13 protein-coding genes are annotated in these 14,071 nt (G+C 58.3%); 6 read left to right on the top strand and 7 right to left on the bottom strand.

The window, feature by feature from the left end; all coding sequences use genetic code 11:
- The 3 genes from R6V78_RS01580 to R6V78_RS01590 all read right to left on the bottom strand — a co-directional run.
- Nucleotides 1-286 (bottom strand): heavy metal-binding domain-containing protein (locus R6V78_RS01580; protein WP_410287567.1); only part of this gene is annotated, 286 nt, incomplete at its 3' end.
- A gap of 32 nt (nt 287-318) precedes the next feature.
- Nucleotides 319-1,842 (bottom strand): TolC family protein, encoded by a 1,524-nt coding sequence (locus R6V78_RS01585; protein ID WP_410287568.1) that lies wholly within the window; start codon nt 1,840-1,842, stop codon nt 319-321.
- Nucleotides 1,839-3,248: a TolC family protein gene (locus R6V78_RS01590; RefSeq protein WP_410287569.1), complete on the bottom strand. Its 1,410-nt coding sequence runs from the start codon at nt 3,246-3,248 to the stop codon at nt 1,839-1,841. Before R6V78_RS01590 ends, R6V78_RS01585 begins: the two co-directional genes overlap by 4 nt.
- 392 nt (nt 3,249-3,640) lie before the next feature.
- Here R6V78_RS01590 and R6V78_RS01595 point away from each other — a divergent pair, with 392 nt between their 5' ends.
- The 4 genes from R6V78_RS01595 to R6V78_RS01610 all read left to right on the top strand — a co-directional run bounded on the left by R6V78_RS01595 (nt 3,641) and on the right by R6V78_RS01610 (nt 7,900).
- Nucleotides 3,641-4,009, top strand: a complete 369-nt coding sequence (locus tag R6V78_RS01595) for a DUF6488 family protein (protein WP_410287570.1) — start codon at nt 3,641-3,643, stop codon at nt 4,007-4,009.
- A gap of 12 nt (nt 4,010-4,021) precedes the next feature.
- Nucleotides 4,022-4,660 (top strand): hypothetical protein, encoded by a 639-nt coding sequence (locus R6V78_RS01600; RefSeq protein WP_410287571.1) that lies wholly within the window; start codon nt 4,022-4,024, stop codon nt 4,658-4,660.
- Nucleotides 4,661-4,808: 148 nt separating this feature from the next.
- A complete protein-coding gene (locus R6V78_RS01605) occupies nt 4,809-6,548 on the top strand; it encodes an ATP-binding protein (protein ID WP_410287572.1) in 1,740 nt (579 codons plus the stop codon).
- Nucleotides 6,545-7,900, top strand: a complete 1,356-nt coding sequence (locus R6V78_RS01610; RefSeq protein ID WP_410287573.1) for a sigma-54-dependent transcriptional regulator — start codon at nt 6,545-6,547, stop codon at nt 7,898-7,900. Before R6V78_RS01605 ends, R6V78_RS01610 begins: the two co-directional genes overlap by 4 nt.
- Here the strand turns inward: R6V78_RS01610 and R6V78_RS01615 are convergent.
- Together R6V78_RS01615 and cls are read right to left on the bottom strand one after the other, a co-directional pair.
- Nucleotides 7,897-8,658, bottom strand: a complete 762-nt coding sequence (locus tag R6V78_RS01615) for an RluA family pseudouridine synthase (RefSeq protein WP_410287574.1) — start codon at nt 8,656-8,658, stop codon at nt 7,897-7,899. The two genes, R6V78_RS01610 and R6V78_RS01615, sit on opposite strands and share 4 nt — an antisense overlap.
- Nucleotides 8,604-10,037 carry a cardiolipin synthase gene (gene cls, locus R6V78_RS01620; protein ID WP_410287575.1) on the bottom strand — a complete coding sequence of 478 codons (1,434 nt, stop codon included), beginning with the start codon at nt 10,035-10,037 and terminating at the stop codon, nt 8,604-8,606. The genes R6V78_RS01615 and cls overlap by 55 nt, the downstream gene beginning before the upstream one ends.
- 286 nt (nt 10,038-10,323) lie before the next feature.
- On the opposite strand from cls, the gene R6V78_RS01625 reads away from it, so the two are divergent.
- Entirely contained in the window at nt 10,324-10,881 is a 558-nt protein-coding gene (locus R6V78_RS01625; protein WP_410287576.1) for a DUF4124 domain-containing protein, read from the top strand.
- Nucleotides 10,882-10,914: 33 nt separating this feature from the next.
- Here R6V78_RS01625 and R6V78_RS01630 read toward each other — a convergent pair whose 3' ends face one another.
- Both R6V78_RS01630 and R6V78_RS01635 read right to left on the bottom strand, forming a co-directional pair.
- Nucleotides 10,915-11,886, bottom strand: a complete 972-nt coding sequence (locus R6V78_RS01630; RefSeq protein ID WP_410287577.1) for an OmpA family protein — start codon at nt 11,884-11,886, stop codon at nt 10,915-10,917.
- A gap of 4 nt (nt 11,887-11,890) precedes the next feature.
- Complete coding sequence (locus R6V78_RS01635) at nt 11,891-12,718, bottom strand: motility protein A (protein ID WP_410287578.1); 828 nt, start codon at nt 12,716-12,718, stop codon at nt 11,891-11,893.
- 199 nt (nt 12,719-12,917) lie between these two features.
- Here R6V78_RS01635 and R6V78_RS01640 point away from each other — a divergent pair, with 199 nt between their 5' ends.
- A complete protein-coding gene (locus tag R6V78_RS01640; RefSeq protein WP_410287579.1) occupies nt 12,918-13,763 on the top strand; it encodes an EamA family transporter in 846 nt (281 codons plus the stop codon).
- The last annotated feature ends 308 nt before the right edge of the window (nt 13,764-14,071 follow it).

Below are 14,071 nucleotides of genomic sequence, written 5' to 3' on the forward strand. Positions count from 1 at the left end.
TCTCCCCGTCTTCCTCTGCGTATACCGGCACCAGGTCCATGCCCATGGGCGATTTTCCCGGTTCGTCGCGGATGTAGGTCGGATCCATCGGGGCCACCCAGTATTTGATCGTCTTGCCGGTCTTGGGGTCCACCATGCCGGCCTTGAGCGCATCTTGCGCGTGCACCGTCGCCGGCACCGGGAAGGCTCCAGAAAATGTACGGTTCTGAATTTGTGCTCCCGGCCAGTTTAAGGCAACGCTGAAAACGGCTAGGGCAAAAACGATGCGCATCGGTTTGAAAAACATGTTTGTGGATCCTTTCTGGTTTCGTTTTTCACTCATGGAATGGGCGCACCCACGCGTCGCTCCAGCTCCGCCCGGGCCACACCCACGTCGCTGTTGCGCCGCTCGCCAGCCAGGTTCACATCCAGCCAGCCGGTGTAGGAATTGATCACATCGGCAAAGGAGACACTGCCCGATTCATATGCCCGGTTGGATACGTCCAGGGATGTCTGGGACAGCTCCAGCAACCGGTCCTTGTAAAGGAACAGCTCCCGTCGGGCCCGGTCCAGCTCGAACCAGCCCATTCTGACCATCAGCCGGGTGCGCGCCTCGGCATCCAGGAGATCGGCCCGCAGGGCGTCAAGTTTTCGCCGTGTCTCCCTGAGATAGGTATCCCGTGTGCCGAACCAGGCGTTTTTGGGCAGGCCCTTGCCCCGCGTGGGTGAGGTCGTTGTACTGAACGTCGGCTTCATTGCGGCGCTGCCCGCTTGAAGAACGGCTTCGTCCGTGAAGAGCGAATAGTTCTGGGTAAAGGCCGGCTGAATCATGGTTTCGGCCATCTCCACCATCCGCTCCATCTTGCCCAGCATGGCCCGCATGCGATTCAGCTCCTGGCGTTTTTCCAGCGCCAGGGGGTAGAGGGACTCCAGCTTGGGCAGCGAAAGGTCCGGAGTGGGTGTATCCGGCCAACCGAGAGAAATGTCCGTTTGCAGGTCCATCAAGGACAACAACTCGGTTTCCAGGTTGGCCCGCTGCTCTTTTAAGGTAGCCAGCTGTTCTTCCAATTTCTCACGACCGATGCGGATCTTGACTACATCCTGGTAGCTGGTCCTCCCGGCACCGTAACGGGTGGTGGCCACCGACTCCAGTTGGTTCAGCCGGCCGAGCATATCCCGGGTGATCCGATGCGCCCGATGGGTGTATAGAAGATTCCAGTACGCCTTGCTGGCTTTGGCGACGATGTCGCGCCGGACAAGGTCCAAAGCCTGTTTTTCCGCTTCCACGTTCTTCTCCGCCACCTGGCCTTTGAGGGCCGTTACGCCGGGGAAGGGAAACTTCATCTGAATGTTGTCCATGCCCTGCATGGGCCCCACCCCGGGCATCGTCGCTTCTGTGAATGCCGAATACTGACGCAGGATTTCGTCCAATTGGGTCACCTGGTCGAATCCTTCCAAGGCCGCACGCAATCGATTGGTCGCCGCCTTAATGGATGGATTACGCAGCAAAATCAGGGAGTGTACGATCTCCAGGGAAAAGTGAGGCTTCAACATGCCAAGGCTACGGGTATCGTCGGTGGCGGCCTCGATCATAGCGGGTTGGATATCCGCTCCCCCAACTGCCGCTGCCGTTTCGCCCACCACCTTCTCCCAGCTATCCCGCAACCTTTCGATGGTCGCCTTTTCAGCCTCGAAAACATCCGGCTCACTGACAACCGGCGGCACTGATGCCTGCGCCTGCTGAAGCATAGCTGGTGGAACATAGGCGTCAATGTCCCGTTTCATATCCCTGTACCCGCAGGCTGCCAGGCCGGTTGCCCAGATCAGCGCTATGCCGGAGAGAACCATCGACAGGTTCTTCATGGTTGCTCCTTTCCAACAGGTTCGGTGGAAATATGCACATCACCGGTCAGGTGCGTTCCCGCCATGCGTTCAAGCCGCGCCAGGTTGATGCCGTAGTCCGCCTTGGCCCGCGCCAGGGCCAGCTGAAAGTTGTACCAGACCGACTGGGTTTCGATGAAATCGGTAAACGACGACTCTCCTTCCCGGTACCAGGTCTCGGCGATTTCCATGGATCGGGCCGCCTGGGGCACCAGATCCGTCTCATACAGGCTGACGATGCGCTGGGCATTGCGAGCCTTGAAAAAGAGGGTGCGGATCTTGGTTCGGACGGTATTGACACGAACGACCTTTTCCGCCCGGGCCATGGACTTTTCCGCCATGGCCTTGTCCACCCGGCTGTTGTTCCTGCCGAACCACAGCGGGATGGAAATGCCTGCCTGCAGGCCGATGGCGTCCCTCCCGGCATCCTCGGGTTGCATGGCCACATCGGGCTCGCCGATGCCGGCGTAAAACAGCCCCACCTTGAAGTCCGGCAGATTCTGAAAACGCGCCAGGGAGACCTTGGTGTCGCCTTTTTCCACACCCACCGCGGCCATGAGAATCTCCTCCTGGCTGGCCTCGGCCAGCCCATAGATGGTTTCAACGTCTACGGCAAGCGGCGCCAAGGTTGGCGTCTCCAGTTGACCAACGGCCGCTTCGGGGAAGCGGTTCAACAGCCCGTTGAGGCGGGTGATCTCGGTCTGCTCCAGTTCCTCCAGGAGCAGGGCGTCATACTGCAGCTGGCCGGTCTGGGACTGGGCCTTGACCACGTCGGTAAGCGTGGCCCGGCTGTCGGCGTGGGCGGTCTCGCTGATCTTGCGCAGGTGGTCCAGCAGACGGGCATTTTGGCCGGTGACCGTTTTGGCCTGCCGGATGTACCAGAGTTCGTAGTAGGATTCCTGCACCGCCAGAATCGTCTCCTTGACCGCCATATCCAGCTTGAGGCGGGCGATGCGGGCGTCGGCGGCCACCAGTTCGCCGGCTTTCGACAATTTGCCGGGAAAGGGGATCATCTGGGATATCTGGGCGTTCCAGTCCTGGGGGCCCAGGCGTGTCTCGATGGGTTCGGGAAACCAGGTCACCATCAGCTGGGGGTCCGGATACCCGGTGGCAACCCGGTAGTTTTCCACCGTGGCGCGCCAGGCTTCACGGGCATGCTCGATGGACGGGTTGTGGGCGTAGGCCTGATCGATCAGGTCGGCCAGCCGGAGGGTGCCGGTCAGGGGCAGCGCTTTTCCGGAAGGTGACGGACCTGAATCGTCGGCCCGGGCGCGTGTACCCATGCAAAGGACAAACCCTGAAAGCACTGCCGGAAAAAGCCCCCATGCCAGCCAGGGTATGCGGATTTTTAACGCCTGGACGACCCGTTGGAGTATTCGATGTTTCATTCCACTCTCCTGATGGTTGCGAAAAGGGGACGCCGTTCAGACGACGCCTGCTCCTCAACACCTGCATACAGTCAATTGCCGTGCCATTATTACAAAGATATGATATTACTTACAATAAATACCACTCAACCAGAAAAAACCAGGGAAGGGGTGCGCAAATTTTTCCCGAATTGAATGCAACTGGGAGCAAAGTGCGAAAATTATTCGCACACAACCGTGAAAACCGAGAAAATCGGGCGGTATCAAATCCAGAAAATTGTTCTGCATGATCCCAGTAGCAAGTACTCCAGGGGGAATTCGACAGGAGGGGTGACTTTTCGATAACCAGTGGTATGGATATTGAACTGGGTATGCATGGAAAGATCATAACACGCAAAGCATCGGAGGACAACATGATCCAATATACGTTCTGCCGCCATATGCGGTCGTTGATAACCGTTGCGGTGATTGCCACAGGGGTGATTGTTGCCGGGCCGGGGATTGCCGACAGCCACGGCGGCAAAACCCATGGCGAGGAACCCTTTTCAGCATTTCAGGCCGTCCAGAAGGCAACCGGGTTGTACGATCGCTTGATCCTCTCCGGCAAGCTGTCGGAAGCCTGGGAAACCAGCCTTTCATCCATTCATGTCTCGGTTCGCGGAGCGGAAAAAGATCGCGAATATGTGGTCCAGTTCAAACGGTCCGACGGCGATCCGGACAGCGTCTACTTTTTCTTCGATCGTCAAGGGGAATATTCGGGATCGAATTTTTCAGGGGAATAAGGAGGTTCAGCAATGGAATCAACTCCCATCAACCGGCAATCTCCCCGCAGGGTGACCCTGGCACGGATGCCCACCCCCGCCAAGGCCCTGGCCACCTGCATCATTGGGGTCATGGCCCTCGGTATGCTGGGCGCACTGGGGCAGGTCATCATCCATGACATCATACCCACATTTTATTCGCAAGCCGCAGATGCGGAGACGGCCCCACCGCCGGATGACCCGCATGGGGGCATGGACCACAGCCCACCGCCCCAGTCCAGGCCTGACCGGGGCGACCTCTTCGCCGACCTTTCAGCCGTCGAAAACAGATCGGCCCAGCCGTTTTACCGGCAGGAGCAATTCATCTGGACCTTGAAATGGACCCACATCCACCTGTTCGGCATGAGCATGATCTTCATCTTCGTGGGGGCCGTCACCATCTGCCTTGATAGCGGGCCCACCCTGCGCACCTGGCTGGTGGTGCTGCCCTTTATCGGGGTGCTGGTCGACATCCTGTCCATGTGGCTGAAGACCTTTGTCGCGCCTGCCTTTTTCTGGCTGCACGTGCCCGGCGGAGGCCTGTTTGCCGCCGTATTCGCCTATGTGTCGCTGCGGGCGCTGTGGGAAATGTGGGTCAAACCCCCATCGACCCGTCCGGACCGGTCACCCTGAATACCATTTGGGCGCACCATGTGCTCGCATCATCCCGCGTTGCCGGTGAGGTGCGTAAAATATTTGCACTTGTGCCGTCGCCGTATTATTTTTCCGAATCGCTTTATCGGCTTAAACGACCTTCTGCAACCCAGGGACCCGTCCGGCCATGACCATCGTGCCACGTCGACGACTCTATCTGACAGCCTGTTCCATCCTGCTGGTCGCACTGCTGCTGCTGGTCTTTATCAGCGTTTCCACCTATCGAAACCTGGACCGCGAAAGAGATGCAGCCAAGCAAACCGTCCACCGCCAGGCCCTGACCCTGATCAATGCGCTGGAAGCCGGGGCCCGGGCCGGCATGATGATGCAGATGGCCGGCATAGATGCCATCGGGAACCTGGTCCACGAAATCGGCCGGTCCGGAGACGTCAACTACCTCTACCTGGTCGACGCGGCCGGCGTGGTGGTGCACCACGCCATCCCCTCCCTGGAAGGCACACGGGCCCTGTGGCGTCCTGAGTTCAATGGGCTTGAAGATGTCCGCACCCGGGTACGCCGCCTGCCCGACGGCATCCACGTTTACGAGGTAGCCAAGCCTTTTACCCCATTCAACCGTCATTTGGATGCCACCTTCTCTTCGGGTTCAGGTCCGGCACCCGGACCGCCGGTGCATGATCATTCCCGCGCCACGGTCTATCTGGGAATGACCCTGGCCGCCTTTGAGGCCACCCGGCAGGCGGACCTTCAACACGCCATGATCATGGGCGGCATCGTTATGGCGCTGGGCGGCGGGATCATCTACTTTTTTATCGTCATCCGCAGCTACTATCTGCTCAGCCGGACGCTGCAGGAGACCCGGGACTACACCCGGCAGGTGATCGCCAGCATGGCCCATGGCGTGTTGAGCATCGATCCCCACGGCCGGGTGGTCTCCTGGAACCAGCAGGCGCTCGCTTTGCTGGGCATTGCGCCGACATCCATCGACCACACCGACCTGCAGACCGTGTTCGATTTTGAGGAAACCGGGATCGCCCGAACTTTAGATGCGGGCATCCCTGTTTTGAACCGGGAGGTCCGCTATCATCGCAACAGGGCAGATTGGCTGCCGCTGCTGTTGACCGTAACGCCTATTCAGGATGAAGCCGGCAGTCGCAGCGGCGCCGTTGTGGTTCTGCGGGACATGCGTGCGATCAAACGGCTTGAGGAGCGGGTGCGGCGCGCCGAACGACTGGCGGCGGTGGGGCGTCTGGCCGCCGGGGTGGCCCACGAAATCCGCAACCCGCTCAGCTCCATCCGCGGGTTTGCCTACCTCCTCGGACGCGGCCGCGCCAAAGACACCCCCGAACGGGAGTATGCCGATGTGATGGTTCGCGAGATCGACCGCATCAACCATGTGGTAACGGATCTGCTCAACTTTTCGCGCCCCATGACGCTTGAGCCCGAACCCACCAACCTTTTCGATCTTGTCGACCACGTGGTTTCTCTGGTGTCCGCCGATGCAAAAAGCCATGGCATCGCTATCCGCATTGCCATTGACCCCGGCATCCCCCGCGTGTCGCTGGATCCCAACCAGATTACCCAGGCGCTGCTCAACCTGATGCTCAATGCCGTCAACGCCATGGAAACGGGAGGATCGGTGGCGATCGAGGCATGCATGGTCCCTGGAGGTCAAGGCGTTGAAATCCGGGTTGAAGACAGCGGTCCGGGAATTGATCCGGATGTCCAGGAAAAAATTTTCGAGCCCTTTTACACCTCCCGTGAGCGGGGTACCGGCCTGGGGCTGGCCATCGTGCGAAAAATCGCGGAAAACCATGACGGTGGGGTTGAGGTTGAAAGCCCCCCTGCGGGAAAAGCCAGCGGCACCCGCTTCACCCTCTTCCTGCGCAATATGGAGGCAAATCCATGACAGCCAGAATCCTTGTTGTAGACGACGACGCCTCCCACCGGGCCATGCTCACCGCTGTCCTGTCGGCCGAAGGCTACCAGGTGCAGGAGGCTGACGACGGAGACGCGGCCTGCCGATTGGTGGAAAAGACCATCTTCGATCTGGTGCTCATGGACCTGCGCATGAAACGCATGCACGGGGATGCCGCGCAAAAACAGATCGCCGGGACCAGTCCCGGGACGCCGGTAGTCATCATGACGGCCTACGGATCGGTTCGCTCGGCCGTCGAAGCGCTCAAGGCCGGGGCCCACGACTATCTCACCAAACCCATCGACATCGATGAACTTAAAATCCTGGTGAGCAAGACCCTGCACCACCGCCGACTCGAAGAAGAAAATCTCAACTTGAAAGAGAGATTGGACGCGCGCTTCGATTTTGGGGATATCATCGGTCGCAGCCCCTCCATGCGGGAGCTCTTCGAGACCCTTTCCCTGGTGGCCCCCTCGGAGGGCACGGTTCTGATCCAGGGTGAAAGCGGCACCGGCAAGGAGCTGGTGGCCAACGCCATTCACCACAACAGCCTCCGCAGGGACGGCCCTTTTGTCAAGGTCAACTGCGCCGCCCTGCCTGAAGCACTTCTGGAAAACGAGCTTTTCGGACATGAAAAAGGTGCGTTTACCGGCGCCACCGGACCTAAAAAGGGACGCTTCCAGCTGGCCGACCGGGGAACCCTCTTTCTGGATGAAATCGCTGAAATGGCCCCGGCCACCCAGGCCAAGATCCTGCGCGTCCTGCAGGCAAGGGAATTCGAGCCGGTGGGCGGCACCCGCACCGTGCAGGTCGACACGCGGATCATCTCGGCCACCAACCGCAACCTGGAAGATGAAATCGCCGGCGGCCGCTTCCGCGAAGATCTTTACTACCGCCTTAACGTGGTCCTGATCCAGGTGCCGCCCTTGCGCAATCGCTGTGCCGACATACCCCTGCTGGCCGACTACTTTCTCGATTGCTATGCAAAAAAGAACCACCGCAGCTTCAAGGGCATCCGCCCCCGGGCCTTGGATCTTTTGCTGCGGTATGCCTGGCCGGGCAATGTCCGTGAATTGGAAAACGTCATCGAGCGCGCGGTAATCCTATCCAGGGGGGACATGCTGGGCCCGGAACATTTTCCCGACACCCTCCGGGGTGATGACGCGCATGCGCCGGCCAAAGAGCCGGTGCTGGCCTCCGGCCGGTCTCTGAAGGAGGTGGAGAAAGAGATGATCCTGAGAACCCTCACGGACATGGGCGGAAACCGGACCCGAACGGCAGAGACACTGGGCATCAGCCGCCGGACCCTGCAGCTGAAGCTCAAGGAATATGGCCTTAATTAATTGTCGGATGGGTTAAAAAAAGTCAAAAAATAGTCTGGCATTTGCGTTTCAAAAAGCATTTCCTGATTATTAAATGGGTGTTTAAACCTGATCGACAGGGCATGTAAGGCCAAGCGCCCCTTGGCCTGCTTTGTGTATTTTCTGTCGCCGACAACGGGATGCCCCTTTTCGGAAAAGTGGACCCGGATCTGGTTTTTTTTGCCCGTCAACAGCTGAATTTCCAATAGTGTATACTTCCTGGACGCTTGGATGACTTTGTATTGGGTTCTGGCAAAAACGCCAGCCTTTGGATTCTCAACCGATTGCATTTTATAATCCGATCCCTCTGCAAGATAAGACTCTATAATGCCGCTTTTATCTGCCAAATGACCATGGACGACAGCCATGTATTTTTTTTCTACATGTTCCCACTGCTGGGCTAATTTCTCACGAATTGCAAAATTTTTAGCAAAGATCAGCACGCCGGATGTATCCCTATCCAACCGATGTACGGCAAACAGGTGGATCTTAGACTTCGGGTTTCCCTTGCGAACATAATTGATAAGCAATTGATGCGCCGTCTTTTCTGATTCGTAATTGGCCCTGACGCTCAACAGCCCCGAGCGCTTATCAATCACGATGATGTCTCGATCCTCATAGAGAATCTTGATGCCGGCAGGCACATACTTGGTTCTGATTTTTATTTTCGATTGAATCACAGCGTTCACAATATCGGCGAAAAGAGCCGCGCCGCCCGGATGGCCAGGCGGAATGCCCATGACCGGCGATAGATGTCGTCGGTGGTCAGTGGATCGGAAACGGAGAAATCGTCGCGGCACATCTTCTCCACCTGGCGGATGAAGCCGGAATCGATGAAGGCCATGGTGATCTCGAAATTGATCCGCAGTGAGCGATTGTCCAGGTTGACCGTACCAACCCCGGCAAGCGTGTCGTCCACCAGAAAAACCTTCTGATGCATATATCCCCTGCGATAGGTGTACATCCGGACCCCGGCTACGGCCACTTCAAACAGGTAGCTGTGAGCCGCCCACCAGACTACCCGTTTATCCGGGTTGGCAGGAATCAGGACCCTCACATCCACCCCCCGCATGGCGGCCAGCTGCAGCGCCTTGATAACAGCCACATCCGGTACAAAATAGGGCGTCAGAATCCAGCACCGCTGTTGGGCCAGGTTGATGGCCTGCACCATCATCAGCGAACAGCTTTCCATCAGATCCCCCGGGCCCGTGGGAATGCACAGGACCGGCTCTTGGCCGATACACGGCGGCGGATCCCAACGAATATCCGGAAGTTGTCCGCTGGCCCAGTGCCAGTCCTCGGCAAAGCACAGCTGCACCGCCAGCGTCACCGGGCCCTCCATCTTCACATGGGTATCCCGCCAGTGATCGAAACGCCCCTGGCCCAGGTATTCATCACCCAGATTGTGGCCGCCCACCCAGCTCTTTTCACCATCCACAACCACAATCTTGCGATGATTGCGGAAATTGATCCGAAACCGGTTGAGAATGCCTCCACCCATGCGGAAAATGCCGACCTTCACCCCGGCGTGTCTCAGGGCATCCGTGTAGGCGCGCGATAGACCGACCGAACCGATCTGATCCAGGAGAAAAAAGACATCCACGCCGGCCTTAACCCGTTCAATCATCGCCGCTTTGAACCGATCGGCCAGATCGCCGTTGCGAACGATAAAAAACTGAATCAGCACATGGCGGCGGGCGGATCGGATCCCTTCCAGGATGGAATCGAACGTGGCCTCCCCGTTGATCAGCAGGGTGCAGCGGTTGCCGGCCATGACCGGCAGATGGTAAATATCGCTGAGAACATCGATTTTGGGCGTGTCGTGAACCATCAGGCAGCCGACCTGCTGATCCATCCGCAGATCCCTTCCCAGGTGGTGGATGGCCGTGCTGCCGGACTGGTGGGCGTCGGCAAAATTCTGAATACGCCGGGCGCCGAACATCAGATAGAGAAAAACGGACAGATAGGGGAAAAAGAAAAGGGCCATCACCCAGGCAATGGTACCCTGGCTGGTTCTGCCGTTCATGATGACGTCGAAAATAAAAAGAAGGCCGATGCCATGCAGCACCAGGGGCACCAGAAACATCCAATACGCAATAACCAGCTCTACCGCAGGCATGCCACAAACCCTTGTCGTTTAACCGTTGCCGGAATTGAAACATGTCTCCTTTAACATATGTTTCCTCATATTGGCAATCAAACTGGGCCGAGATGCCCCGGCTGCATGGGACCAGGGTCCGGCAAGCACGACTTATGGCTTGACTTGTATCGCTTGGATTTTATAATTTAATCTGGTTTTCGAAAGGTTAGGTGCCGGCGAAACCACCCCTCTCCGCCGCGGCCGGCTATGTCTGCCGAAAGGGCCGCCGGAGGCAACACCTGCTTGTCCCTATCAGGAGGTGCACATGCATCGGATGATTATTCTCGGTTTGACGGCTTGGTTTTTCCTGTTGGGCAACGCCGTTGTTGCGGAAACCATTTATACGTGGACGGACGCCGATGGCGTCAGGCGCTTTTCCAATTCTCAGCCGCCCGAAGGTGTCGCGGTTGTGGAGACCATCGAGGGCATCCAGGGTGACACGGGCGGTGCCGACCAGAATCGGCAGGCATACGATCGCATGGTGGAAGAGGCCAGCCAAAACGCCGATCGGCATTTTGAGCAACAGGCTGAGGCCAAGGCCCAGGCAGCCGAGGCTGAGCGTGCACGCCAAATGGAGGCACAAGACCGGCGCATTGAGGCGGAGCGCGACAAACTGCAGGCGGAGATCAATGCAATTGACGGACGCGGGCTCAGCACCACCTTCTCTGCCGGTATGAAAGAAAATTTGATCCAACAGGTTCAGGAAAAACTCGATCTGCTGGAAAACAACCCCGACATCTATTTCAGCGGGCGGCCCTCGCCAGAGGAAGACCAGCCAGGCATAGGTCCTGCTGACAGCGATAAGGAAGACTCGGACTACTAAATGCAATGCGGGCCGTGTTCCGGCAAGGGCTTTTTACGGTGCCGTCAAGGTTTTTTTGAAGCCATGGGTGGCAAAATCGAAACCCCGATTAACGGAAATTTCGACCCGGCGGTTGGCCCTTCGGTTCTGCGCCGAGGTGTTGGCCACCAGCGGATGGAATTCTGATTTTCCCTGAATGATCAACCGCTGCGGGGCGACACCGCAGGAGGCCAGGAATTTAGCCACATTGGCGGCTCTTGCCGCAGACAGCTCCCAATTGGAGGGAAATGCCGGTGTATGGATGGCGACGTTGTCGGTATGGCCCGACACGATGATCCGACAATCATCCAGGGGTGCAATCATCTCCGCAATCCGTCGCAGGGCCGGCTGGGAATCGTTCAGAAGCATGGCTTCACCGGCATTGAACGTGATCCGCTCCCCTAAAACGAACACGGGTTGCTTCTCGTCCCAGCGCACGTAAAAATCATTGCTGAAGCTCTCCTGTAGCGTGTTCACCATGGCCTGGTTCAACGATTGAACCCTCCCCGCGGCAAGCCGCGGGGAATCTTCACCGTAAGGATGAAGATCGATTCCCCGTTCGCTCGCTAACCCCGCCGCAAGCAGCGGGGCATGCGCTCGCTGTCGCGGTTCAATCGGATCGGCCGCCGCCGCGGATGGACGGCTGGCCTCCGGTGGCTCCGAATTCGGTTCCGGGGCCGTTGCGGTTGGGGTGGGTTCAGAGGCAGCGCTTTGCGGGGCAGGACCCGGGTAAAGATCCGATGGCGGGGCGGTGGTCGACATCTGTGGCTGCGATTCCCGGGCAGCGCTTGCGGGAGCATGGACGGCATTGGCATAAAGCAACACAAAAAAAATCAGCAGCAGGGTCATCAGATCGGCCATGGTCCACAAAAACGCCTCCTCTTCGGCGGACCCCGCTTGCCCTGCCAGGGGAACGCGGGTGGTGAAATCCACTCCTGCAGGGGGCTTGAACCGCCACTGGGTGACCCGGCCATTCCTGTCGACCATCAGTTTACCTCGCCAGGTTCTGTGATTTGGCTGAATCGCCCCAGAAACGCCATCCCTGCAATCCGCGATGGGGTGCCGGCTGCAGCGTTGCACAATCGGCTTCTGCATAAGACTTCAGGCTGTGGGCAATTTCCAGGGGGGGGCGTTGATCGCAGGCGGCCACGACGCCGTCGAATACGACGTTGAGAATCAAGGCCTCGCGCCGGATGTGCTCGCCAAACTTGCCCGCTATGGGAAGGAACAAAAAATTGGCCAGGAGCAGGCCGTAGAAGGTTGTCAGCAGGGCCGTTGCCATGCCTTGGCCGATTTGCGCGGAAGTGCCGATGTTGTTCAAGACATTGATCAACCCGATGATCGACCCCACAAACCCGAATACCGGTGCAAGTTTGGCCAGCCGGTTGATCACGTTAAGCTGCGTCTGCAATTGGTCCAGATACAAGTGGACCTCTTTGGCCAGCAGCGTCTCGACGCGCTGACGGTCGTGATTATCCAGGATCATCTGGAAACCGCGCCGCAGGAGCGGATTTTGCACTGCATTGATCTTGCGGCTCATCTCGCTGACACCGGCGACCCGCTGCAGGCGTGCCAAGGCAGTGATCTGACGGATCAGATCGTCAAGAGATTGTGGTTTGGGTTTCAGGCTGGTCAACAAACCGGAGAAAAAACCACGCAGGGTATGAACGGGAAAGGCCAGCAAGCCGCCCACCAGCGTGCCGACAAAGACCAATGCCCCGCTCTTGACATTGACCAGGATCGGGATATCGCCCATGACATTGCGGGCAAACAGGAAGAAAAACAACACACCCAGCATTAAAAGACAGTTTCTGACCACGTGGTGAGCCCTCCGGATCGTGGGGTAAAATTTTACTTGTCCATTTTCCTTTCTTCTTAGCAGTTTTTGTGCCATGAGACGAGGTCATTGAAAACAGCGCCGATACGGATAGGTGGAACATCGGTGCATGATTAACCGGGAAAAATTTGCCGGGCCGCTGAACCGGTCCGGCAAAAATGGATGAAGCGCGGTTGCTGACATGCTCAATCCGGAAACCCTGGCCGTCACCTGCGGCCTGTGCAGCGCCCTGGCCTGGGGAGCGGGAGATTTTGCCGGCGGGTTCGCCTCCCGGCGGGGCAATGCGCTGACCGTGGTTTTCTTTTCCCAGCTGCTGGGAGGCCTGCTGATGCTCGGCTTGACGCCGATGTTGGCCGAACATGCACCCGACAGCCGACAGGTGATGGCCGGCATGCTGGCCGGCGCATTCGGCGTATTGGGCCTGGTGGGGCTTTACAAGGGATTGGGGTCAGGCCGCATGGGGCTCGTAGCCCCACTGTCTGCAATGGTGACCGCCGTAATCCCCATGGGTTTTGCCTTTGTGGTCGAAGGACTTCCCACAGCGATGCAGATGGGCGGTCTGGCAGTCGCCATGGCAGCGGTCTGGCTGCTCTCTTCTCCCGGCGGGGAGCTGCGCATTCAGAAGGGAGAACTGCGATTATCCCTGCTGGCCGGCCTGGGCTTCGGGCTTTTTTTCATCCTGATGGATCATGCCAGCGGCCAGGCCGTTTTATGGCCCTTGCTGGCGTCCAAGGCCGGCGCCGTCAGTGTGATGGTCGTGGTCCTCACGGCAACCCGGCAGCTGGCGCCGCCACCTAAAAACCAGGTCGGCTTCATCCTTCTGGCCGGCATTCTGGACACGACCGGCACAGCCGCATTCACCCTAGCCGCCCACTTGGGCAGGCTGGACATATCGACGGTACTGGCTTCCCTTTACCCGGCATCCACGATCATCTTGGCCTGGATTGTGTTCCGGGAGCGGCTCGGCCGGCGGCAATGGTTCGGAGTGGCCGGTGCCTGCGTGGCCCTGGTGCTGATCGCGGTATGAAAGAAAAGGGGTCGAGGGGCCAAGTGAAGGGCGGGGACAGGATCGAACCTCCGACATCCAATGGGAAAAAGGGTTCAAGGGGCCAAGGGGTCGAGTGAAGGACATTGGTCTTTTTCTGTGACTCCGTGGCCTCTGTGAGAGGCGTTTTTTTCTTTTTCTTTCACCCTTGACCCCTTGACCCCTCGACTCCTTGGCCCCTGTTCTTCATTAGACGTTCGACGTTGGAAGTTGGACGTTCTTTTTTTTCTTTCACCCTCGACCCCTTGACCCCTTGACCCCTCGACCCCTCGACCCCTCGACCACTCGAC

Source organism: Desulfosarcina sp., assembly GCF_046496365.1.
In the GTDB taxonomy this organism is placed as follows: domain Bacteria; phylum Desulfobacterota; class Desulfobacteria; order Desulfobacterales; family Desulfosarcinaceae; genus Desulfosarcina.